At 65.0% G+C, this 22,312-nt stretch carries 19 protein-coding genes; 12 read left to right on the top strand and 7 right to left on the bottom strand.

The window, feature by feature from the left end; genetic code table 11:
- Nucleotides 1-37: 37 nt before the first annotated feature.
- On the bottom strand, nucleotides 38-2,134 hold the full coding sequence (locus KIH78_RS05805; protein WP_219131620.1) for a 1-deoxy-D-xylulose-5-phosphate synthase: 2,097 nt from the start codon (nucleotides 2,132-2,134) through the stop codon (nucleotides 38-40).
- A gap of 258 nt (nucleotides 2,135-2,392) precedes the next feature.
- Here KIH78_RS05805 and purE point away from each other — a divergent pair, with 258 nt between their 5' ends.
- From purE to KIH78_RS05775, 6 genes are all read left to right on the top strand, one after another.
- Complete coding sequence (gene purE, locus KIH78_RS05800; protein WP_219131619.1) at nucleotides 2,393-2,890, top strand: 5-(carboxyamino)imidazole ribonucleotide mutase; 498 nt, start codon at nucleotides 2,393-2,395, stop codon at nucleotides 2,888-2,890.
- Complete coding sequence (gene purK / locus KIH78_RS05795; protein WP_219131618.1) at nucleotides 2,874-4,091, top strand: 5-(carboxyamino)imidazole ribonucleotide synthase; 1,218 nt, start codon at nucleotides 2,874-2,876, stop codon at nucleotides 4,089-4,091. Before purE ends, purK begins: the two co-directional genes overlap by 17 nt.
- 9 nt (nucleotides 4,092-4,100) lie before the next feature.
- Entirely contained in the window at nucleotides 4,101-4,514 is a 414-nt protein-coding gene (locus KIH78_RS05790; protein WP_214312663.1) for a Fur family transcriptional regulator, read from the top strand.
- 217 nt (nucleotides 4,515-4,731) lie between these two features.
- Nucleotides 4,732-5,649, top strand: coding sequence for a metal ABC transporter solute-binding protein, Zn/Mn family (locus KIH78_RS05785; protein WP_219131617.1), 918 nt, complete (start codon nucleotides 4,732-4,734; stop codon nucleotides 5,647-5,649).
- 280 nt (nucleotides 5,650-5,929) lie between these two features.
- On the top strand, nucleotides 5,930-7,978 hold the full coding sequence (locus KIH78_RS05780) for an LTA synthase family protein (RefSeq protein ID WP_236034448.1): 2,049 nt from the start codon (nucleotides 5,930-5,932) through the stop codon (nucleotides 7,976-7,978).
- Between the two features lie 144 nt (nucleotides 7,979-8,122).
- Nucleotides 8,123-9,544 carry an aldehyde dehydrogenase family protein gene (locus KIH78_RS05775; RefSeq protein ID WP_219131615.1) on the top strand — a complete coding sequence of 474 codons (1,422 nt, stop codon included), beginning with the start codon at nucleotides 8,123-8,125 and terminating at the stop codon, nucleotides 9,542-9,544.
- 166 nt (nucleotides 9,545-9,710) lie between these two features.
- On the opposite strand, the gene purD is transcribed toward KIH78_RS05775, so the two are convergent.
- The 3 genes from purD to purF all read right to left on the bottom strand — a co-directional run bounded on the left by purD (nucleotide 9,711) and on the right by purF (nucleotide 13,742).
- Nucleotides 9,711-10,982 carry a phosphoribosylamine--glycine ligase gene (gene purD, locus KIH78_RS05770; protein ID WP_219131614.1) on the bottom strand — a complete coding sequence of 424 codons (1,272 nt, stop codon included), beginning with the start codon at nucleotides 10,980-10,982 and terminating at the stop codon, nucleotides 9,711-9,713.
- Between the two features lie 66 nt (nucleotides 10,983-11,048).
- Nucleotides 11,049-12,086, bottom strand: coding sequence for a phosphoribosylformylglycinamidine cyclo-ligase (gene purM / locus KIH78_RS05765; RefSeq protein WP_219131613.1), 1,038 nt, complete (start codon nucleotides 12,084-12,086; stop codon nucleotides 11,049-11,051).
- A 111-nt stretch (nucleotides 12,087-12,197) separates the two neighbouring features.
- A complete protein-coding gene (gene purF, locus KIH78_RS05760) occupies nucleotides 12,198-13,742 on the bottom strand; it encodes an amidophosphoribosyltransferase (RefSeq protein ID WP_219131612.1) in 1,545 nt (514 codons plus the stop codon).
- Between the two features lie 212 nt (nucleotides 13,743-13,954).
- Here purF and KIH78_RS05755 point away from each other — a divergent pair, with 212 nt between their 5' ends.
- Together KIH78_RS05755 and KIH78_RS05750 are read left to right on the top strand one after the other, a co-directional pair.
- Nucleotides 13,955-15,601, top strand: coding sequence for a Y-family DNA polymerase (locus KIH78_RS05755; protein ID WP_236034447.1), 1,647 nt, complete (start codon nucleotides 13,955-13,957; stop codon nucleotides 15,599-15,601).
- Nucleotides 15,598-15,816, top strand: coding sequence for a hypothetical protein (locus KIH78_RS05750; protein WP_214312634.1), 219 nt, complete (start codon nucleotides 15,598-15,600; stop codon nucleotides 15,814-15,816). Before KIH78_RS05755 ends, KIH78_RS05750 begins: the two co-directional genes overlap by 4 nt.
- A gap of 36 nt (nucleotides 15,817-15,852) precedes the next feature.
- Here the strand turns inward: KIH78_RS05750 and KIH78_RS05745 are convergent, their stop codons facing one another.
- Entirely contained in the window at nucleotides 15,853-16,500 is a 648-nt protein-coding gene (locus KIH78_RS05745) for a helix-turn-helix domain-containing protein (RefSeq protein WP_236034446.1), read from the bottom strand.
- A 384-nt stretch (nucleotides 16,501-16,884) separates the two neighbouring features.
- Between KIH78_RS05745 and KIH78_RS05740 the strand changes: the two genes are divergently transcribed.
- Together KIH78_RS05740 and KIH78_RS05735 are read left to right on the top strand one after the other, a co-directional pair.
- Complete coding sequence (locus KIH78_RS05740) at nucleotides 16,885-17,424, top strand: hypothetical protein (RefSeq protein ID WP_219131610.1); 540 nt, start codon at nucleotides 16,885-16,887, stop codon at nucleotides 17,422-17,424.
- A gap of 26 nt (nucleotides 17,425-17,450) precedes the next feature.
- A complete protein-coding gene (locus tag KIH78_RS05735) occupies nucleotides 17,451-18,662 on the top strand; it encodes an SPFH domain-containing protein (RefSeq protein WP_219131609.1) in 1,212 nt (403 codons plus the stop codon).
- A gap of 20 nt (nucleotides 18,663-18,682) precedes the next feature.
- Here the strand turns inward: KIH78_RS05735 and KIH78_RS05730 are convergent, their stop codons facing one another.
- Together KIH78_RS05730 and KIH78_RS05725 are read right to left on the bottom strand one after the other, a co-directional pair.
- Nucleotides 18,683-19,243, bottom strand: a complete 561-nt coding sequence (locus KIH78_RS05730) for a DNA-deoxyinosine glycosylase (RefSeq protein WP_219131608.1) — start codon at nucleotides 19,241-19,243, stop codon at nucleotides 18,683-18,685.
- Between the two features lie 60 nt (nucleotides 19,244-19,303).
- Nucleotides 19,304-19,936 carry an XRE family transcriptional regulator gene (locus KIH78_RS05725; protein WP_214312626.1) on the bottom strand — a complete coding sequence of 211 codons (633 nt, stop codon included), beginning with the start codon at nucleotides 19,934-19,936 and terminating at the stop codon, nucleotides 19,304-19,306.
- Between the two features lie 588 nt (nucleotides 19,937-20,524).
- Here KIH78_RS05725 and KIH78_RS05720 point away from each other — a divergent pair.
- Nucleotides 20,525-21,352, top strand: a complete 828-nt coding sequence (locus tag KIH78_RS05720) for an FxLYD domain-containing protein (RefSeq protein WP_236034445.1) — start codon at nucleotides 20,525-20,527, stop codon at nucleotides 21,350-21,352.
- A gap of 157 nt (nucleotides 21,353-21,509) precedes the next feature.
- On the top strand, nucleotides 21,510-22,172 hold the full coding sequence (locus KIH78_RS05715; protein ID WP_219131607.1) for a DUF4230 domain-containing protein: 663 nt from the start codon (nucleotides 21,510-21,512) through the stop codon (nucleotides 22,170-22,172).
- The last annotated feature ends 140 nt before the right edge of the window (nucleotides 22,173-22,312 follow it).

Below are 22,312 nucleotides of genomic sequence, written 5' to 3'. Positions count from 1 at the left end.
GACGCGTCTTGCGGACGGTCGCTGGCCCGGCGGACGCTCAGTCGGCCAACGCCCTGCGGACGCGTGCCGTGACGGCATCGACGGTCAGGCCGTAGCGTTCGTCGAGGTCGGCGAGCGGGATGCGGTCGGTGAACTCCTTCTCCGCGCCGACGTTGATGACCTGCGGGTTCCGCGGGTCCCGTGCGCCGCGGTCGTCGTCAGTTCCTGCGGTTTCGTTAGTTCTGTCGGTTTCGGCGGCATGCATGCGGTGGTTCGCGTAGTAGGCGGTCACCTTCTCGCCCCAACCCCCTTCCAGCTGGCCGTCCTCCAGCGTGACGACGAGCCGGTGGTCGTCACGCAACGATTCCAGGGCCGTCGTGTCCAGCGTGGTGCATTGGCGCGGGTCGACGACCGTCGCGTCGATGCCCTCCGCGGCGAGCGACTCGGCCGTGTGCCATGCCAGCGGATATGCGTTGCCGAGGCCCAGGAGCGCGACCGTGGAGCCGTGGCGGGTGGTCCGGTAGGAGAGCATGTCGGATGTGCCGTGGACGCCGTGGGTGTCGGACGCCCGCGTCGCGGCATGCCCCAGCCTCTCGCCGGCGCGCTCGGCCGCGAGAATCGCCTCGCCGGGCACGCGGATGACCACCGGACCGTCCGGAGCCCCGTCCGCGCCCGTCGGAACGGTCGCTGGCGTGGTCGCCCACGCCAGCGCATCCAGATAATCTTCGCGCGAGGTCGGCAGCAGCATCGTCACACCGGGGATGTTCGCGAACATCGTCACGTCGTACGCGCCGGAATGGGTGTTGTCCGAACCGGACAGGCCGCCCAGGAAGTCGAGGATCGTGACGCGCGAGTGGTTGAGGCTCATCTCCTGGAAGAACATGTCGTACGCGCGCTGGAAGAACGAGGCCGTCGTCGCCACCACCGGCGTGCCGCCCGCCTTCGCGATGCCGCAGGCGACCGTCACCGCATGCGCCTCGGTGATGCCGGTGTCCATGTAGTGCGCGCCCGCGCGCTCGCGGAATTCGTGCGTGATGCCGTTCGACCCCGGCGTGGCGGGGGAGATGACCACGAGGCCCGGTTCTGTGGGGAAACGGCGTTCCAGCGCCGCCATCGCGATCTTGCCGTAATGCTTGCGCGGGTCCTCCGGGCGTCCGATCGCCTTGTCCGGCGTCTGCCAATGCGACGCCTCGCACTGGCCTTCGTGCGGTTCATGGTCGGACAGGTTGCAGTGGTCCGAATGCCATGGTTCGGTGTGGCCCACGTTGTCGGTCGCGTTGACGCCGGTGTCGGTCGCGTGCGCGGATCCGGCGTCGTGGGCCGTGTCGTCCGCGGCATCCGACGTGTCCGTCGCGTCCGTCGGCTCCGGCGCGAAACCCGCCCCCTTGAGCGTGTGGATGTGCACGACGACCGGATGGTCGATGTCCCTGACCTCCTCGAACGCGGCGACCAGCGCGTCCACGTCGTTGCCGTCGGCCACGTAGCGGTAGTCCAGCCCGAACGCGTTGAAGATGTTCGGCTGCGCCGTGCCGTCCGACGCGCGCAGACGTGCCAGCGGACCGTACATGCCGCCGAAATCGCCCGCGATGGACATCTCGTTGTCGTTGAACACGATGATGAGGTTGCTGCCCTGCTCGGCCGCGTTGTTCAGTCCCTCGAACGCGACGCCGGAGCTCAGCGACCCGTCGCCGATCACCGCCACCACGTTGCCGATGCCGGAGCCCATACCGTCCGCATCGCCGGCGGCGCGTTCCATGTCGCGCGTCTTCGCCAGACCGCAGGCCAGCGAGATCGACGTGCCGGTGTGACCCAGCACGAACTGGTCGTGCACGCTCTCGTCCGGGTTTGTGAAGCCGGTCACCTCGTCGAACCGGGACGGATCGAGGTAGGCGGCGGCGCGTCCGGTGAGCATCTTGTGCACGTAGCTCTGGTGTGACACGTCGAAGAAGATGCGGTCGCGGGGCGAATCGAACACACGGTGCAGGGCGACCGTCGCCTCGACCATGCCGAGGTTCGAACCGATGTGCCCGCCGTGCTCGCGGCCGTACCGCAGCAGCGCGGTGCGGATCTCCTTGCACAGCGCATGCAGCTCCCCATGGGAGAGGGCCTTGACGTCGGCAGGTCCCGAAATCCGTTCCATGATGCCGTTCGCCATATGCTTCCCGTCTCCTCCCGATCGAATGCCCGTGGACGATGCCTGCGGGCCATGCCGTGGGACAGCCTAGACGCCGGGCCGCCCATGCTTCCCCATGGGGAGGCAATGCCCCCAACATCTCCGTAAATGGCCGGACAGTCGTCGGCATGTCCCGTCCGCGCCGGACGGCCCGGAAGAGGGACGGAACCGCCCGGTGGCGAATTCGCGCAAGGGGAGTACAGTAAAACCCGTATTCTCAATAACGCGGAGGTAATGATAATGACGGACAGCAAGCCCGAAGTCGCCGTCGTCATGGGATCGTCCAGTGACTGGGAGACCATGAAGCGCGCCTGCGACATCCTCGACCAGTTCGGTGTGGCCTATCACAAGCAGGTGATCTCCGCCCACCGCACCCCGGAGCTCATGGCCGATTTCGCGCACAACGCGCGTGCCAACGGCCTCAAGGTCATCATCGCCGGAGCCGGAGGCGCCGCCCATCTGCCCGGCATGATCGCCGCGCAGACCACCCTGCCCGTCATCGGCGTGCCGGTGCGCTCCCACGCCCTGTCCGGCTGGGATTCCCTGCTGTCCATCGTGCAGATGCCCGGCGGCATCCCGGTGGCCACCACCGCGGTCGGCAACTCCGGCGCCACCAACGCCGGCCTGCTGGCCATCCAGATGCTTTCCGCGTTCGAGCCGGAACTCGCCGACAAGCTCGAGGACTACCGCAACGGACTGAAGGAGAAGGTGGCCGAATCCAATGCCCAGCTTGTTTGAGGAAACCCACGGCGCCACCCAGATGCTCCAGCCGGGCTCGACCATCGGCATCATCGGCGGCGGCCAGCTCGGCCGCATGATGGCCCTGTCCGCCAAGTACATGGGCTTCCGCATCGGCGTGCTCGACCCCACCCCGGATTGCCCCACCGCGCAGGTGGCCGATTTCCAGATCGTCGGCGAATACGACGACAAGACCGCCATCCACGATCTGGCGGAGAAGTCCGACGTGCTCACCTACGAGTTCGAGAACGTCGACGCCGAATCCATCGACGAGGTGCGCCACCTGGTCGCCGCCCCGCAGGGCACCGACCTGCTGCGCGTCACCCAGGACCGCATCAACGAGAAGACGTTCATCAACAAGCACGGCATCGAGACCGCACCCTGGCGCGAGGTCAACGACTTCGACGAGCTCGAGGCCGCCATCGACGACCTGCACTACCCCTGCGTCCTGAAGACCCGCTCCGGCGGCTACGACGGCCACGGCCAGCACGTGCTCAAGAACGACATGGACCTGGAGAAGATCCGCGCCCGCGGCGATCGCGGCGGCGGCTTCCCGCCGTCCATCCTCGAAGGCTTCGTCGACTTCGCGTTCGAGGCGTCCATCCTCGTGTCCGGCAACGGCAAGGACTACGTGACGTTCCCGATCGTGCGCAACGACCACCGCAACAACATCCTGCACATGACGATCGCCCCCGCCGAGGTGAGCCCCGAGATCGCGAACACCGCGCACGAGATGGCTTTGGCGCTCGCCAAGGGCTTCGAGCTCGCCGGCACGCTCGCCATCGAGCTGTTCATCACCAAGGACGGCCGCGTCATCGTCAACGAGCTCGCGCCGCGCCCGCACAACTCCGGCCACTACACCATCGAGGCGTGCTCCATCGACCAGTTCGACGCGCACATCCGCGGCATCGCCGGATGGCCGCTCATCCAGCCCAAGCTCCTGAGCCCGGCCGTCATGGTCAACGTGCTCGGCCAGCACGTGCTGCCTACCCGCGCCGAGATCGCCACCCACCCCGAGTGGAACGTGCATGACTACGGCAAGGCGCAGCTGCGCCACAACCGCAAGATGGGCCACATCACCGTCCTCACCGACGATACGGCGCGCACCGTCGCCGAACTCGAGGCCACCGGCTGCTGGGACGACCTCAAGCCGTACGCGCGTCCGTTCGTGCAGCCTTCGGCCCCTGCGAAGAAGGCGTGACGTCGTCGCATGGTTGAGCACATCGAACGACAGACCAGGCAGAAGGACGCCATCCACACGGCGCTCGCCGCGTGTGACGAGTTCATCTCCGCGCAGGACCTGCACCGCAGACTCGAGGATTCGGGGCTCAGGATCGGTCTGGCCACCGTCTACCGGCAGCTGAACGCGCTCGCCGATTCCGGTGCCGCGGACACGATCCGGCTCGACGGCCAGCAGCTGTTCCGTCTGTGCGGCGACGACGCGCATCACCATCATCTGGTGTGCAAGCGTTGTGGCCGTACCGTCGAGATCGAGCCGCCGAACGAGGCGTGGCTGCGCGGCGTCGCCGCCAAGCACGGGTTCACCGTGGAAAGCCATACGCTTGAGGTGTTCGGCCTGTGCCCGGATTGTCAGAAGATCGATTCCGGCACGGTCCACGCCTGAGCGGTCCGGCGTCCTTCCGTCTCATCGACGTATGAAGCCCCGTCTTCGGACGGGGCTTTCGCATACCGTGGCGCCTTGCCGTCGATCATGATGCTGGAATGTTGCGGTGCGACACGCCGATATGTCGATATTGATAACGGTTCTCAATACGTGTTATGCTCTCATTCCGAAAGCCGCCCGGAAGGGGCGGCGATGCGTTAGAGAGGAACGAACCAGCATGTCCATCATGTCCAATGCCAAACGTGTGCTTGCCGTCGCCGCGGCCGCCGCGGCGCTGTTCTCCATGGCCGCCTGCGTCTCGTCGTCCAACGACGGCTCCGCTTCCGGAGCTTCGTCCGGCGGCAAGGTCGAGGTCGTCGCTTCCATCAATCAGTGGGGTTCCGTCGCCCGCGACCTCGGCGGCGAACACGTCGACGTCACCGCTATCATGACCAAGACCAACGTGGAGGCCCACGACTACGAGCCCACCGCACAGGACGTCGCGAAGGTCGGCGCGGCCGACGTCGCCGTCGTCAACGGCGCCGACTACGACCCGTGGGCGTCCAAGGCCGTCGCCTCCACCAAGGCCACGCTGGTCGACGCCGCCGAGGCGGGCGGCGTCAAGGAGGGGGACAACCCGCACGTGTGGTTCTCCGCCAAGGTGCGTTCCAACACCGCCGACGCGATCACCGCCGCCTACCAGAAGGCCGATCCCGCCCACAAGGGTGACTACGCCAAGCTCAACAAGGATTGGCACGCCAAGGAGGATCAGCTTGAAACCAAGATCAAGGACGCCTCCGCCAAGACCAAGGGCATGCCGTACGCGGCCACCGAATCCGTGGCTTGGTACCTCGCCGACGACCTCGGGATGGAGGACGCCACGCCGAAGGGCTACGCGCAGGCGTCGGCCAACGAAAGCGAACCGACCGCCGCCGACATCAAGGCGTTCCAGGAAGCACTGAAGGACGGCAAGTCCATCAGGACGCTCGTGCTCAACACGCAGGAGGAGAACTCCACCACCAAGCAGATCGTCTCCGCCGCGAAGGAGGGGAACGTGCCGACCGTCGAACTCACCGAACAGATGCCCAAGCAGTACGACGACCTGATCGATTGGATGGACGCGCTCGTCGACGACTTCGCCGACGCGGCCAAGTGACCGCGGGCTGACGCGACGATGCGGCCATGACGGCATGGCCGCATCGTCATCGGGGTCGCACCCGGAGGAGAACCAGGGTGCCTCGGGGATGACCCGAGGCACCCTTTCCACTACAGTGAATGGTTGAGAAAACGTGTGGAACCGGATGTCCCCGTGGCGTTTCCAAGGTTGCTGGAAGACAATATGCCATTGAACATCAGGTGAATCCATGCCGAGCACAGGCCGGCACGGAGGGAAACGGACGCAACGGGAAACCAGGCATATGGGTGAGGAAGGCAGCATGAAGCAGGAATCGGACACCGGCATCGACAACGGCAAGGCGACGCGCCGCATCAAGCCGAGGCCCTTCCCCGGATGGCTGTACGGCGTGCTCTTCATCGTCTTCGACATCGCCGCCGTCGCCATCCTCGAGGTCGGCGTGAGCGTGGGCGCCTCGTCGCGCGTCACTCTCTCCAGCCCTGAGGTCGGCTGGGACTTCGTCGGCAAGATGTTCACCGACCTGAACTTCGTGTTCCTGCTCAACATCCTGCTCGTCGGGCTGCTGTACCTCATGCTGCTCATGCTGTTCAACCGGTTCTGGATCGCCACGCCGCTGCTCGTCGCTGCGGCCATCGTCGTCGCCGTGATCGAGCACTTCAAGATTTCCATCCGCTACGAGGCGGTTCTGCCCTCGGACCTCAACTTCCTCAAGGCGGATGCCGGCAACCTCATGGGCTTCATGCCCGCCGGCGCCCATTGGACCATCCTCATCGCCATCGCCGTGTTCGCGGTGTTCGTCGCCGTGTTCGTGCTCCTCAACCATCTCGACTCCCGGCACGGACGCCTGCTGCGCGGCGAAGGACGGCAATCCGCCTCGGTGAACGCCGTGACCCGCCTGCTGCTGTTCCTCCTGCCGGGCATGTTCTTCGGCCTGTACGCCATGCAGGTGAGCACCGTGGGCTCCTGGGCGAAGAACCTCGCCACCGTGATGGGCGACAAACCGTCCATGTGGGACTCCGTCTACGACGCGCAGCGCAACGGCCCGCTCGTCGCGTTCATGCGCCAGGTCAACCCCAAGGTCATGGACAAACCGTCCGACTATTCCGAGGAGACCATGAAGCAGGTGGCCGCCAGGTACACGAAGGCGGCGAAGAGCATCAATGCCACCCGCAAGTCCAGCCTGACCGACTCCACCGTCATCTATGTGCTGTCCGAATCCTTCTCCGACACCTCACGCGTGCCCGGTCTCAAAGTCAACAAGGACTCCATGCCGAAGATCCGCGCCATCAAGGAGCGCACCACCTCCGGACTCATGCTCTCCTCCGGATACGGCGGCGGCACCGCCAACCTCGAATACATGGGATTGACCGGCCTGTCCATGGCCAACTTCGACTCCTCGCTCACGAGCCCCTACCAGCAGCTCGTGCCCGGCGAGCACTGGACGCCCACCATCAACCAGATGTGGGGCGCGGCGAAGAACTCCATCGGCCTGCATCCGTACGAATCGTCCATGTACTCGCGCGCCACCAACTACAAGAAGTTCGGGTTCTCCCACTTCTACACGCTCACCGGACCGGACGTCATCGCCCATCAGGACAAGATCGACGACAGCCCCTACGTCTCCGACGCCGCCACTTACCAGAGCACGGTGGAGGAGGTCGAGAAGAGCGACGCCAGCCAGTTCCTGCAGGTCATCACCATGCAGAACCACATGCCCTACCACGAGTGGTACAAGGACAACGACTTCACCGCCGAATCCACCACCGGCAAACCGCTCGGCAAGGACGAACTCGAATCGATCGAAACCTACCAGAAGGGCGAATCGATCACCGACGAGGCCACCGCCGACTTCCTCGACCAGCTCGACGCCATCGACAAGCCCATTACCGTCGTCTTCTACGGCGACCACCTGCCCGGCATCTACTCGTCCGCCAGCCAGGACGAGAACAACTCGCTCGCCCTGCACCTGACCGACTACTTCATCTGGTCGAACAAGGCGTCCTCATCCAAGGGCGTGAAGCTCGACGACGCCGACTACTCGTCGCCCAACTTCTTCGTGGCCCAGGCCGCGCAGCATATGGATGCGAAGGTCTCGCCCTATCTGGCGTTCCTCACGCTCATGCACCAGAAGGTCGCGGCCATGGAACCGCCCGTCGTCAACAAGATCCAAGGCTGGGACCGCATCCCCGAAGGCCAGGCGATCTACCTCGACGCCAGCGGCACGCCGATGGCCGAAAGCGATTTCGACGCCGAGACCAAGCAGCTGCTTGCCGACTACAGGCTCATCCAATACGACATCACCGACGGCAAAAACTACCTCAAGGACACCGCTTTCATGACACTGCCGTAAAGCAGACAGCCCGGTGGGCTGTCTGTAGGCAGTGTCGCGTGCCGACAGGCACGCCGGAAAACGCGGGGCGTAGCCCCATCCGAAATTGCGGTGCCACTGCCGTAAAGCTTGCGGTTCCGCCGCCGTCATGGGAAGGAGCGTGCGATGACCGTCGACATCGAGACGACGTTCGCAAGGCTGAAGGCCGGTTACGCTTCCGGCCGCACCCGTCCGCCCGCATGGCGCCGCAGGCAACTCGACGCCCTGCGCCGCATGGTCCGCGAACATCGGGACGATTTCGTCCGGGCCGCCGCCTCCGACCTGGGCAAGCCCGCGGAGGAGACTATGCTCACGGAGCTCATGCTGGTCTCCTCGGAGGCGCGATTCGTCCGCGACCATCTCCACGCGTGGATGCGCCGGCACCCCAAGGTGATGCCGTGGATGCTTCAGCCCGCCATGGGATGGACTGTCGCCGAGCCGAAGGGCGTCGTGCTCATCATCGCGCCGTGGAACTATCCGACGTTGCTGGCGTTGGAGCCGTTGGCGGACGCGCTCGCCGCCGGCGACGCCGCGTGCGTCAAACCATCCGAACTGGCGCCGGCCACGTCGCGGCTGCTCGCCGCGCTCATCCCCGAATACCTCGACGCCGAGGCGGTGGCCGTCATCGAGGGAGGACCCGACGAGACCGGCGCATTGCTGCGGCTCCCGTTCGACCACATCTTCTACACGGGCGGCGGCAAGGTCGGCAAGGTGGTGATGCGGGCGGCCGCCGAGCATCTCACGTCGGTCACGTTGGAACTCGGCGGCAAGTCGCCCTGCTTCGTCGACGCCACGGCCGATCTCGTCGTGGCGGCGCGGCGCATCGCATGGGGCAAATTCACGAATGCCGGGCAGACCTGCGTCGCGCCGGACTATGTGCTCGCCACGTCGGACGTCGCCGAGGCGTTGGCGACGCGCATCGGCGTGGCCGTGACGGAATTCTACGGCGACGATCCGCAGCGTTCGCCCGATTACGGCCGCATCGTCAACGAACGTCATTTCGACCGTCTGTGCGCCTTGCTGCCGGAGCATGCATCGTCATCCCCGTCCGGTCCGGTCCCCGCAGGACGCCTCGTCTGCGGCGGGACGATCGACCGCGACGACAGGTACATCGCGCCCACCGTGCTGTACGGCACCGATCCGGACGCGCCGGTGATGGGGGAGGAGATCTTCGGACCGATTCTGCCGATCATTCCCGTGCGTGACGCCGACGAGGCGATCGCGTTCGTCAACGGCCGTCCGCGTCCGCTCGCCGCCTACGTGTTCTCCCGCGACCGCGCCACGCGTCTCGCCTTCGAACGGCGCACATCGTCCGGCGCGCTGGGGTTCGGACTGCCGCTTGGACATCTCATGTCCTCGAGACTGCCGTTCGGCGGCGTGGGCGCGTCCGGCATCGGCGCCTATCACGGCGAGGCCGGGTTCCTCACGTTCAGCCACGTGAAGACGGTGACCGTCAAGCCCTCCTTCCCGGACACGCTGCGACTGGTGTATCCGCCGTTCGACGCGATGACGCGCCGCGTCGTCGACGTGCTGCGCCGGTTGGGTTGACCGGTCCGTAAAGGAAGGCGCCGCTGAGTGATACTCAGCGGCGCCTTGTTACGAAACCTCGTTCGCCCGGACCGAACGTGGGATCACGTGTGTGGCCTCAAGGCGCGGGAGACGAAGGCATACGAAGGCACGTCGAGTCTCCCGCAACGCCGAGGACACTCCGTGATCATGCGTTCAGGGCTTTGAAACCGATGTCGTGACGGTAGAACATGCCGTCGGTGGGCAGCGCGTCGATGACGGCGTACACCTTGTCCTGCGCGTCCTTGATGGTCGGCGCGGAGGTCTCCACGAACAGCACGCGGCCGGAGGAGGCGACGAGCTCGCCGTTGCCGTCCTTGGCGACGCCCGCGTAGTAGACGTGGGAATCCTCGTCGACCGGGATGGCGGGGATCTTCGCGCCCTTGACGACGTTCGTCGGGTAGCCGTCGGAGGCGAGGACCACGCCAAGGGTGACGCGTTCGTCGTCCCAGGTGAACTCGGGGTCGCCGCCGTCGAGGATGGCGCGGATGCCCTCACCCAGATCGGAGGTGAGCTTCGGCAGGACGACCTCGGTCTCCGGGTCGCCGAAACGGGCGTTGAACTCGATGACCTTCGGGCCTTCGGCGGTGGCGATGAGGCCCGCGTACAGGATGCCGGTGAACGGCGTGCCCTCGGCCGCCATGGCTTCGACGGTGGGCTTGACGATCGTCTCAATCGCCTCGTCGACCACGGACTGCGGAATCTGGGGGACCGGGCTGTAGGCGCCCATGCCGCCGGTGTTCGGCCCCTTGTCGCCGTCGTAGGCGCGCTTGTGGTCCTGGGAGATCGGCATCGGCCAGAACTCGGTGCCGTTCACGAAGCTCATCAGCGAGAACTCCTGGCCTTCGAGGAAGTCCTCGATGACGACCTTCGCACCGGCGTTGCCGAAGCGGTGGTCGATGAAGATGTCGTCGAGCGCGGCGACGGCGGTGTCCTCGTCCATCGCGACGGTGACGCCCTTGCCTGCGGCCAGGCCGTCGGCCTTGACGACGATCGGGGCGCCGTGCTCGCGCACGTAGGAGACGGCCGGTTCGAGCGCGTCGAAGGTCGCGTACTTGGCGGTCGGGATGCCGTGACGCTCCATGAGCTGCTTGGCGAAGTCTTTGGAACCTTCGATCTGTGCGGCGGCCTTGCCCGGGCCGAACGCCTTGAGGCCGGCGGCGGCGAAGTCGTCGACGATGCCTTCGATGAGTGGCACCTCGGGGCCGACGAACGCCCAGTCGTAGCCGTTGTCCTTCATGAATTCGATGAGCGCCGCATGATTCGACTGGTCGATATGCGTGGTGCGGATGCCGTCAAGCTCCATGCCCGGGTTGCCGGGGGCGACGGTCACCTCCTCGACGCTGCCGCCGCGCTGCAGGGCGTGGGCGATGGCGTGCTCGCGCGCGCCCGAACCGATGACCAGAACCTTCTGTCCCATGTTTTCGAGTCCTTTCATTGGTGAGGGCTTCCCCGTCGGGGAAGCCCTTGAACGAATGCCGTGCGGTTACTTGAGCACGATCTGCGTGCCGTCGGTGTCCTTGCCGATGCGGCCGATCACATAGCCGGCCTCGCCGTTGGATTCGAGCAGCTTGACGGTCTCGTCGGCGCGGTCGGCGTCGACGGCCAGCACCATGCCGATGCCCATGTTGAAGATGTTGTACATCTCCATGTGGTCAATCTCGCCGGCCTTCTCGAGCACGTCGAAAATCGGCAGCACCGGCCAGGTGCCGAGGTCGATCTCGGCGGCGAGGCCGTCGGGGATCATACGCGGCACGTTTTCGATGAAGCCGCCGCCGGTGATGTGCGCGACGCCCTTGACGACGCCCGCCTCGAACAGGGGCTTGAGGGCCTTGACGTAGATCTTGGTGGGGGTGAGCAGCACATCGCCGAGCTTGGCGCCGCCCAACTCGTCCAGCTCGGTGTCCACGGTGTAGCCGGCCTGCTCGAACAGGGCCTTGCGCACCAGGGAGAAGCCGTTGGAGTGGATGCCGGTGGACGGCAGACCGATGAGCACGTCGCCTTCGGTGATGCCGGAGCCGTCGACGATCTTGGACTTCTCGGCGACGCCCACGGCGAAGCCGGCCAGATCGTACTCGTCCTCGTCGTACATGCCGGGCATCTCGGCGGTCTCGCCGCCGATCAGGCCGGAACCGGCCTGCACGCAGCCGTCGGCCACGCCGGCGACGACCTGCTCGAGCAGGGCCGGGTCGTTCTTGCCGCATGCGATGTAGTCGAGGAAGAACAGCGGTTCGGCGCCCTGGGCGGCGATGTCGTTGACGCACATGGCCACGCAGTCGATGCCGATGGTGTCGTGCTTGTCCGCCATCTTGGCCACGACGAGCTTGGTGCCCACGCCGTCGGTGCCGGAGATGAGGACCGGCTCCTGGTAGCCGAGGGAGGCGAGATCGAACAGGCCGCCGAAGCCGCCGATGCCGCCGACCACGCCCGGGCGGTTGGTGCGCGCCACATGCGACTTGATGCGCTTGACGACTTCGTATCCGGCTTCGACGCTCACGCCGGCGTTCTCATATGCTTTGGGCATTGGGGGTTGGCCTTTCTTGGGTTCGGGTATTCAGTTATCCGCTATGTGTTGTCCGTCCGTTTGCCGGGGCGGAGGGGCTCATCGGGTCTCGACCGCTCCGGCGAACGGTCTTCAGGCGATGCCGTCGCCGTCGTGCCCGGCCGGCTCGTCTTCCGCCGAGGGCTGCACGGTGTACTCGTTGCCGATGTACTTGCTCTTGTACAGCGCGAATTCGGGCAGGCGCACACGGTCCTCCGGGGTGAGGGACTTCAAGAAGTCGGCCTCGTAGTCGTCGAGCGCGGTGGGGTAGTCGCCGTTGAAGTAGGCGACGCACAGACCGCCGTACGGCGCGTCCGCGTTGAGGCCGATCGATTCGATCAGGCCGTCGAGCGACAGGAACGCGAGCGAGTCGGCGCCGATGTACTCGCGAATCTCCTCGACCGACTTGTGGCCGGCGATGAGCTCGCGGGTGGTGGAGATGTCGATGCCGTAGAAGCACGGGTACTTGAGCGGCGGGGAGCTGATGCGCATGTGCACTTCGGCCGCGCCGGCCTCCTTGAGTAGCTGCACGATGCGCTTGGAGGTGGTGCCGCGCACGATCGAATCGTCGATGACGACGACGCGCTTGCCCTTGACGACGCCGCGCACGGCGGAGAGCTTCATCCTCACGCCTTGTTCGCGCAGCTCCTGCGTCGGCTGGATGAACGTGCGGGCCACGTACTGGTTCTTGATGAGGCCCATCTCGTTGGGCAGGCCGGACGCCTCCGCGTAGCCGGATGCGGCCGACAGGGAGGAGTTCGGTACGCCGATGACCATGTCCGCGTCGACGCCGGCCTCGGCGGCGAGCCTTGCGCCCATGCGCTTGCGGGCGGAGTGGACGTTGACGCCGTAGATGTCGGAGTCGGGGCGGGCGAAGTAGATGAACTCCATCGAGCAGATGGCCAGCTGCGTGTTGTTCGTGTACTGCACGATGCGGTAGCCGTGGTCGTTGACGACGACGATCTCGCCCGGGCGGATGTTGCGCACGAGCTCGGCGCCGACCACGTCGAGCGCGCAGGTCTCGGAGGCCAGCACGTAGGCGCCGTTCTTCATCTTGCCGAGGGAGAGCGGGCGGAAGCCGTTCGGGTCGAGCGCGCCGATCATCGCGTCCTCGGTCATGAGCAGGTAGGCGAAGCCGCCGTGGACCGTGTTGAGCGCCTCCTTGAGCTTGTCCATGAAGGTGCGCTGCAGGGAGCGGCGGATGAGGTGCATGAGCACCTCGGTGTCGGAGTTGGAGTGGAAGATGGCGCCTTCGTCCTCGAGCTTGCGGCGCAGTGACGGGCAGTTGGTGAGGTTGCCGTTGTGGCACAGGGCCACGTCGCCGTCATGGAAGCGGAAGATGAACGGCTGGATGTTGTCCGTGGTGCCGGATCCGGCGGTGGCGTAGCGCACGTGGCCGATCGCATGGCTACCCTTGAGACGTTCGATCTCGCGTTCGTCGCCGAACACCTGGGTCAGCAGTCCCAGGCCGCGGTGTCCGGTGAGATGGCCGTGGTCGTTCGCGACGATGCCGGCGCCCTCCTGGCCGCGGTGCTGCAGCGCGTGCAGTCCGAAATAGGTGAGTCGTGCGGCGTCGGGGTGTCCCCATACGCCGAAGATGCCACATTCCTCATGAATGTCTTCGAGTTCAGCCGACAAGCCAAAGCTCCTTTTCAAACGTGGTCAGACATGGAGTTCACTACCTGTTCACCCTACCAATCGCCGGCTACATCAGACCCGCGCCCCGCCGGCGTGTTCGTCCCGCTATGTGGTCATTCCGGGGAAAAACGGGGCGACACACGCAAGTCGAACAAATGTTCGATTTGCGTGGTATGGTGAGGGTCCGTTCCGATGGATGGGAGGTGAGGGCGATGGGCGATGATGCGGTGTCGTCGGCGCGTGGTCGCGTCTATCTCGCCATCGACCTGAAATCCTTCTACGCGTCCGTCGAATGCCATGCGCGCGGACTCGACCCGTTGACCACCCATCTGGTCGTGGCGGACGAAAGTCGCACCGACAAGACCATCTGTCTGGCCGTCTCGCCATCGCTCAAGGCGTACGGCATCCCGGGCAGGGACCGGCTGTTCGCCGTGAAGGAGCGCCTCTCCCGGGTGAACGCCGAACGTCTGCTGCACGCCCCCGGGAGACGGTTCGCCGGCTCGTCGTGGGATGCGGGCGAGCTTGCCCGCTCGCCCGGCCTCGAGGCCACGATGATCGTCGCCATGCCCCGCATGGCCGAATACCTCAAGGTCAGCGCCGACATCTATTCGATTTATCTTGAATACGCCTCGGCGCAGGACATCCACGTCTACTCGATCGACGAGGTGTTCATCGACGCCACCCCGTACCTGAGGTCGTCCGGTCTCACGCCGCACGGCATGGCGCGGGCCATCGTGGCCGAGATTCTCGCCAGGACCGGCATCACCGCCACCGCCGGCATCGGCACCAACCTGTATCTCGCGAAGGTCGCGATGGACATCGTCGCTAAGCATATGCCCGCGGACGCCGACGGCGTGCGCGTCGCCGAACTCGACGAGACGTCATATCGGCGGCTGCTGTGGGACCATCGTCCGCTCACCGACTTCTGGCGGGTCGGCCGCGGTTATGCGAGAAGACTCGAGAAGGCCGGTCTGCCCACCATGGGAAGCATCGCCCGCTGCTCCGTGGGGCGCGCCTCCGACTATTACAACGAAGAACTGCTCTACCTCATGTTCGGCGTCAACGCCGAGCTGCTCATCGACCACGCCTGGGGTTGGGAGCCGTGCACCATCGCCGACATCAAGGCCTATGAGCCGGAATCCCACAGCTCCAGCGTGGGCCAGGTGCTCACCGGGCCCACCGACCACGCCACCGCACGTCTCATCGTCAAGGAGATGGCAGATTCCCTCGCCCTCGACCTGACCGGCAAAGGCGTACGCACGAACCGCATCGCGCTCGCCGTCGGCTATGATTCCGGTGCCGTCGACCCCGCGCGTCTCGATTTATGCGTCGACGAATCGGTTCGGTCCATCGCACGTCGCGCGGCGAAGGACTACCGCGGTCCCGTGTCCGTGGACCATTACGGACGCCGTGTGCCAAAGCCTGCCACCGGCGCGGCCGGACTGGGGGAGTACACCGCCTCGGCCGAACTGATCCGCAGGGCCATGGCCGCGTTGTTCGACCGCATCGCCGACCCGGCGCTGCTGGTGCGTCGTCTCACCGTCGTCGCCGAAAACCTGACCTCGCCGGCCGACCTCGCCGCGGGCAAGCGCTACGACCAGCCCGACCTGTTCGACGTCGGCGAGGCGGAACGTGGCGGAACGGACGTTCCGGACGGGAAGGGGCCGGGCGGGCGCGGGGGGACGGTAGCCGACGGAACCTCCCTCTCTTCGGGCGCGGACAGGGGCGACAGCGTGCAGCGGGCGATGCTCGCCATCAAACGCCGCTACGGACGCAACGCCGTCGTCAAGGCGATGGACATGGAGCCGGGCGCCACCGGCATCGCCCGCAACAACCAGATCGGAGGACATCGCGCATGACACTGCACGAGACCCACCGTTATGACGACATCATCGACCTGCCGCACCATGTCTCCCGGCGACATCCGCCGATGTCCAGACGCAACCGCGCCGCCCAGTTCATGCCGTTCGCGGCGCTGGCCGGCTATGAGGCGCTCATCGCCGAGACGGCGCGGAACGTCGAGGCGGGCATCGCCAAGGACGAGGCCCAAGGGGACAGTGATTTCGGGGCGTGATCGTGCCGGCGTCCGCCGACCTCCTATGCCTCGGCCCTATGCTTCGGCCTTGGGGATGGGGTACGCTTCGCGCACGAGCTGCGAGAACGATTCGCTGGCGAGCCCGAGGAACGCTCCGGTGATCAGCTCCAGCGTGAAGCCGGCAGGCAACTCGCTGTCGTCGGCCAGGCTGGTCATCAGCGTGCCGAATTTATCGGGCTCGTTGTTCCGGATCGTCGACATCTCATGCAGCGTCATGAGCTTGGCGAGCAGTTCCGCGAAGCGCGGCGAGGAGAGGAACCGGTTCAACGTGTCCACGCGATAGCGCTGCATGACGGGGTCGTCCGCCTCCTGGAAGACCCATCGGCGGACGGCATCCAGGGAGGTGCTGCGCAGGCCGGTGTAGGCGCACGCCCGGCTCATGTCGAAGGTGCGTTCGTCGGTCTCGCCGGTGAGATAGCCGACGTCCACGCCGAAGAAGTCGGCGATCATCGTCATGGTCTCGTACTTGGGGAATCCTATTTCGCCGGACGCCGTGCGGTTGCCGGTGTTCAGCCACCGGCTCACGTCCTTCTGGTGGTATCGGGTCAGATACTGGTTGTTGAGTTGGCTGACGAACGACAGCTGCGTCAGCCCATGTTCCTCCATGCACTGCTTCAATCGTTCGCGCCATATGGCGGCGCTGTGGCGTGGAATATCATCCATGATATAAAAACCTCTGATTCTCTGACTGAATTTATAACATATTACGTCATTGACAGAATATTTAGCCTCCTTCACGATGGAAACGATAACGAAGTGAAGGGGCGCCATTCTCAGCAGACAACTGAGGCATCGCCGCCCGCTCTCCCATAGCGTCAGGAGGATGGGCGTGGATACACGAAAGGGACGACGGTTCACGCGACTGGCGGCCACCATCCTCCATGGACTCAAGGCGGTCGACGACGCCGCCCGCGACATGGGTGAACCCCACGGACAGGACGCGCGGTGGGACGCCCGGGACACCGGTCACGCCCATGACAATACCGGTCCGATGGGGGACGACGCCGCTGCGGCGTCCGCCGACCGGACAAGACAGGAAGAGACATCATGCCGACATTGAAGGCGAACCCCGGCGAACGGGAGATCATGGCCGCAGACGCGTTCATCGACGGCAAATCGGCGCAGGTGCTGCTCACGGACCGGAACCTGACCTGCGGCATCCTGTCCTTCTTCGAAACCAATTTCAAAGAGATCCGCACCTATCCGGTCAATCGGATCGCAGTGGTGGACGACAACGCCCAAGTCCGCATCAACGCCGACGGAGCGGTGGAGGTCACCACCGACCAAGGGCGTGTCGTCATCGGATTGAAATCGAGACGTGACGCCAAACGGCTCTCCGAATACCTGCGCTCGCTGGCCACCGGAAAGGACGTCGACACCTCCACGGATGACGGTGGTCTCCTCGCCGGCATGGCAGAAGCTCTCGGCGGCACGCTGAAGGACACCGTCGGTTCGTTCACCAAGGAGCTCGGCCTGGAACGACGGCAACGCACCACGGCGCAATGCGACGGTTGCGGTGCGACGCTCACAGGCGCAGCAGGGGACACCGTGCAGTGCCCGTACTGCGACACACCACGCCAACTGTGACCGGCGGCGAATAGAAAGGCAGCATCATGGCGTTGATCCAGGCATTCGCAGGAGCTCTCGGCGGCACCTTCGCCGATATGTGGAAGGACATCATCACCGTCGGCCCGTTCGACGAGCATACGGTGGTGATGCCGGGCGTGCTTCGGCAGACCAATCGTGGGCGTGGCTCGAACACGCGCGGCTCGGAAGGCGTGATCTCGAACGGCTCCAAGATCTACGTGCCGGTGGGAACGGCCGCGTTCATCTACGACCAGGGCGGCATAGAAGCCGTCATCACCCAGGCCGGGGGCTACGAGTACCAGAACGGCGAAAGCACCATCTTCAACGGCGACGGCATCGGCAAATCGGTGTTCGACGCCATCGGTGACCGTTTCGCGTTCGGCGGCCAGCCATCCGTCAACAAGCGTGTCGCCTTCATCAACCTGCGCGAGATCCGCGGCGTCAAATTCGGCACCCCGGCGCCGCTCGTCTATCATGACCGCTTCTACGGCACCGATTTGGAGATCCGCGCACGCGGCGTCATGTCCCTGCAGGTGACCGATCCGGTCAGGTTCGTGTGCAACTTCGTACCCGCCAACGTCGATTGCTATACGTTCGACGATCCGCGGGCGCGCTCGCAGGTGCTCTCCGAATTCCTGCAGTCGTTCATGGTCGCGGTCAATGCGCTGTCCGAACGGTACCGCATCTCCCAGCTGCCGGCACAATCCAACGAGATCGCGAAGAGCGTCGCCGCCGATAGGGGCAACGCCGGCACGTGGCCCGGGCGGTTCGGCTTCGCCCTCGCGGGCATCGGCATCGAAAGCATCGAATTCACTCCCGAATCGCGCGAGCTGGTCAAGCGTTACTCGCAGCAGCACATGGATATGAAGGCGTATGAGGACATCTCCATGCAGGCCGGCAACATGGCGGCCCAGCAGAAGATCGCGCAGGGCATCCAGAATCATGGGCTCGGCGACATGGGCGGCATGGTCTTCGGCATGAACATGGCACAGGGTCTCGGTCCGGCGGCTCAGGTGCCGGGGGCTCCGGGCGCAGGCACCTGGCCCGGCCGGCAGGCCGCAGCGCCTGCGGAATCCGCGGCGCCGGCCTCCGCCGCAACGCCTGCACGGCCGGCCGCGCCGACCATGTCGCTTGAGGAGCAATTAGACGCAGTGAAGAAGCTCAAGGAACTGCTGGACGCCGGCATCCTCTCCCAAGAGGAATTCGACGTGAAGAAGAAGCAGATCCTCGGTCTGTGAATTCTCCGGGCGCGTGTGCATCACGGTAGGCCGACGGGCAGCCCAGCGGCCCGGAACGCCCTCCGGTAGACCGCGGTCAGCCGTGCAAGGTTCATCGAGGCGTTCGCCGGGCTCGTCGACGGCAGCGGCGTCATCGGCACGTCGAAGCCCGTCGCCGCCAATCCCGGCGCGATGAGACGGCGGTACAGCTGCGCCGCCTTCATGCCCGTCGTGAGCACGTGCGTGATGGACGCGTTTGCCAACAACGGCTTGATGTCGTTCGGCACCGCGTTGCGGATGCTCGCGTCGGACGCCCTGATGATGTCGCACGAGGCGATGACGTCCCACAATGCCACATGATGCCGCAACGCGAACGTACGCCGTGATTCCGCCGTGTCCCCGACGCGGTCTCCCGGATCGGACGGATCGGCGAACACCGCCTCCATCACCGGCCAGAACCGGTTGCGCGGGTGCATGTAGTAGAACGACGCCTCGCGCGACTTCGGGCTCGGCATCGATCCCAGCACCAGCACACGCGACTTCGCGTCCCACACCGGTCCGAACCCATGCTCGACATGCGTCAGACGCCCGTCGTTCTCCATCCGTCTCCACGCCCCCGTTCCCGTCCGTCGACGCTCGGTATCCCCGTCATGCCCCTCATCCTAGCCGCGCTCCGAATCCGGCCCCGGAACCCCGCCGCCGTCGAGCCGGGTCGGCGCCGGATACGCCTCGCGCACGAGCCGGGAGAAGGATTCGCTGGCCATGCCGTAGAACGCGCCGACGATGAGCTCCAGCGTGAAGCCGACCGGCAGCTCGCTGTCGGCGGCCAGCGAGTCCATGAGCATGCCGAACTTGCCGGGGTCCTCGTTCCATATCGTCGACATCTCGTGCAGGGTCGTTAGCTTCGAGGCGAGTTCGGTGAATTCCCGGGATGAGAGGAACCGGTCCAAGGTGTCCGCGCGGTATCGACGCACCGTGCCGCCGTCGCTGTCGCTCGTCCCGCCGATCCAATGCCGGACCGCCTCGACCGACGCGGCGTCGAGTCCGACGTAGTCGCACACCCGATCCAGGGTGAAGGTCCTCCGGTCGGTCTCGCCGGTGAGGTATCCCACGTCCACGTCGAAGAAATCGGCGATCATCGCCATCGTCTCGTATTTGGGGAACCCGATCTCGCCCGACGACGTGCGGTTGCCGGTGTTGAGCCACCGGCTCACGTCCTTCTGATGGTAACGGGTGAGGTACTGGCGGTTGAGCTCGCCGACGAAGGCGAGCTGGGTGAGCCCCCGTTCCTCCATGCACGACTTCAGTCGTCGGCGCCATGTGGCCGCGCGATGTCGGGTTATATCATCCAAGGTATTTTACTTCCTGATAAATGACCATTTTTATAACATCGTACGTCATTGACAGCATATTTCCGCTGTTTCATGCTGAAAGTGACGAATAACGGCCGGTCCGGAATCCGAGGGGACACCCGATGGGACGACGGAACGGCCGCGCCCGTGGACGGCCAAGGGACGAAGCTCGCGAAAAAAACACGCCCTGCAACGACGGGTCTGCCGGCCGCACGGTTCCAATCCCGGAATCGCGCGCGGAAGCCGGAGGATACACGTCGGAAAGGGAATGAATGACGCATCATGTTCGCGCAATTGGCAACGACCATACTACGGGGACTCAGGGCGGTCGACGACGCCGCCCGCGACCTCGCACGGCAACGGGAGGGCGACGGGAACGCCGACGCAGACGGTCCGGCCAATCCCACCGGCCCGCCCGAGAGGGCCTCCCATACGGAACATGGGGGGAGTGGAGAGGACCGCGGCCCCGGAGCCGCGAGCATCGGCGGACGCGGAGCCACTCGCATCGACACAACGGAAAGGAACATCACGATGAACACATTGGCATCACGCATCCGCGCCTGCGGACGGACGGTCGCCGCCGCGACGGTGTGCCTCGCGATGACCATCGGGCTGGCCGCCTGCTCGTCCTCCGCCCAGACGAAGGACGAGGGCCCGGACTACGCCGACGACGAGGCGATGAGCATCATCGCCGAGGGCTTCCAGAAGCGGTCCGACGTCATCGAGCAGTACGAGCAGAAGAACGAGGACGACTCCAGCGAGTACGTCAAGGCCGCCGTCCAAGCGGAGATCGACACCGACAAGGGGTTGAAGTCACGGCAGTTCAAGGACTCCAAACTGCAGGAGAACGTGATCGTCTACCTCAACCTTCTGGACGACTCGATGGACGTCGTGAAGAACAACTCGTACATGAGCGCCGACTATACGGAACAGTGGACGAAGGTCTACGACAAGCGTTCCGCGCTGCTCAAGACCTTCGTCGACGACTACGGCCTGAAGGTGGACGAGAAATATCAGGAATCGCTGAACGACATCGTCGCCAACGGCTCGTCCGTGCAGAAGAAGACCGAGACGGAGGACGCGCTCAACAACCTGATCTCCTCGACCACCTTCGAGAAGACCGATGACGGATACGGCATGTACAACTATTCGGCGGTCATCGAGAACACGACCGGCATCGACTTCGGCAGCGTGACCCTGCTGGTCGCCCTCTACGGCGCCGATGGCGTGAAGGTCGAGGAGACGTACGCCTCGACGTCCAGCTGGCCCAAGGGCGAGAAGGTCAAATTCGAGGCGATGAGCACCAACGACGCCGCACAGGTCAAGGTATCCGTCAGCGACTACGAGGTCGAGGACTGACGTCCCCAAGTCCATCGACCGACCCACGGTCCGTGGCCGTCCCGCCCCGCGATGGGGGACGGCCACGGACGGCATAAAAACAATGGAAACGAAAACCCATACCCGCGATTACGAGACGTATCTACGTAATCGCGGGTATCTGTAATCATGGAGGATTATGACCGAACAGCAGAAAATCGATGAGAAGAACCCACTGGACTACGTACGCAGAACCAAAAAGCGCGGATGGTGGAACTGGAAGATTAAGGCCGTCATCTACGCGATGCTGGCGGTAGTGCTGGTCGCCGTCGGTGGTGTGACCACCTACAAGATCTTCGTGCCGAAGGAGGCATCGATCACCAACGACGTCGTCCATCGGCAGCTGGAGGAGGTCCAGGATCTCACCACGATGGTGGAGCGCGACTACGGGTTCGTCACCTACAAGGACGGCAATACGGTCTTCACCACGAAGCAGTTCACGATGTTCTACATCTATGAGGCACGCGCCGGCTTCGACCTGTCCAAGGCGAAGATCGAGGTCAAGGACAAGACGGTCGACGTGACGCTTCCCGCTCCCACGGTCCAATCGATCTCCATCGACTCCGATAAGCTGCGTTTCTTCGACAAGTCGTCGACGCCGTTGAATCAGATGGATGCCGAGGACACCAAGAAGGCGTTGGACGTGGCGAAGAAGCAGTGCGAGAAGGATCTGGACCGGTCGGAGCTGCTGAAATCGGCCAACGAGCACGGCAAGGAGGTCGTCAGGAAGCTGCTGTTCGGAGCGTTGTCCGAAACGGACGGCTACACGGTGAACGTGACCACCACCGAGCCGAAGTCGTGACGATCCCAGTCGCATGAGGGAGAGGCCTAGAGCCTCTCCCTTTTTTCGTATCCGCCGGTTCCCGATTCCCGGCGTCCCGGAATCGGGAACCGGAACCGCGCATCACCGAACGTCGATGATTCCTCGCAGCGGCGGAATAC

It is taken from the genome of Bifidobacterium saguinibicoloris (genome assembly GCF_019331725.1).
Taxonomy (GTDB): domain Bacteria; phylum Actinomycetota; class Actinomycetes; order Actinomycetales; family Bifidobacteriaceae; genus Bifidobacterium; species Bifidobacterium saguinibicoloris.
This window is presented reverse-complemented; position numbering and strand designations above follow the sequence as displayed.

Coding starts and splice junctions, on each gene's coding strand:
- KIH78_RS05805 (WP_219131620.1), bottom strand. CDS start 2,134: ATGGCGAACGGCATCATGGAACGGATTTCGGGACCTGCCGACGTCAAG.
- purE (WP_219131619.1), top strand. CDS start 2,393: ATGACGGACAGCAAGCCCGAAGTCGCCGTCGTCATGGGATCGTCCAGT.
- purK (WP_219131618.1), top strand. CDS start 2,874: ATGCCCAGCTTGTTTGAGGAAACCCACGGCGCCACCCAGATGCTCCAG.
- KIH78_RS05790 (WP_214312663.1), top strand. CDS start 4,101: ATGGTTGAGCACATCGAACGACAGACCAGGCAGAAGGACGCCATCCAC.
- KIH78_RS05785 (WP_219131617.1), top strand. CDS start 4,732: ATGTCCATCATGTCCAATGCCAAACGTGTGCTTGCCGTCGCCGCGGCC.
- KIH78_RS05780 (WP_236034448.1), top strand. CDS start 5,930: ATGAAGCAGGAATCGGACACCGGCATCGACAACGGCAAGGCGACGCGC.
- KIH78_RS05775 (WP_219131615.1), top strand. CDS start 8,123: ATGACCGTCGACATCGAGACGACGTTCGCAAGGCTGAAGGCCGGTTAC.
- purD (WP_219131614.1), bottom strand. CDS start 10,982: ATGGGACAGAAGGTTCTGGTCATCGGTTCGGGCGCGCGCGAGCACGCC.
- purM (WP_219131613.1), bottom strand. CDS start 12,086: ATGCCCAAAGCATATGAGAACGCCGGCGTGAGCGTCGAAGCCGGATAC.
- KIH78_RS05755 (WP_236034447.1), top strand. CDS start 13,955: ATGGGCGATGATGCGGTGTCGTCGGCGCGTGGTCGCGTCTATCTCGCC.
- KIH78_RS05750 (WP_214312634.1), top strand. CDS start 15,598: ATGACACTGCACGAGACCCACCGTTATGACGACATCATCGACCTGCCG.
- KIH78_RS05745 (WP_236034446.1), bottom strand. CDS start 16,500: ATGGATGATATTCCACGCCACAGCGCCGCCATATGGCGCGAACGATTG.
- KIH78_RS05740 (WP_219131610.1), top strand. CDS start 16,885: ATGCCGACATTGAAGGCGAACCCCGGCGAACGGGAGATCATGGCCGCA.
- KIH78_RS05735 (WP_219131609.1), top strand. CDS start 17,451: ATGGCGTTGATCCAGGCATTCGCAGGAGCTCTCGGCGGCACCTTCGCC.
- KIH78_RS05730 (WP_219131608.1), bottom strand. CDS start 19,243: ATGGAGAACGACGGGCGTCTGACGCATGTCGAGCATGGGTTCGGACCG.
- KIH78_RS05725 (WP_214312626.1), bottom strand. CDS start 19,936: ATGGAGGAACGGGGGCTCACCCAGCTCGCCTTCGTCGGCGAGCTCAAC.
- KIH78_RS05720 (WP_236034445.1), top strand. CDS start 20,525: ATGAACACATTGGCATCACGCATCCGCGCCTGCGGACGGACGGTCGCC.
- KIH78_RS05715 (WP_219131607.1), top strand. CDS start 21,510: ATGACCGAACAGCAGAAAATCGATGAGAAGAACCCACTGGACTACGTA.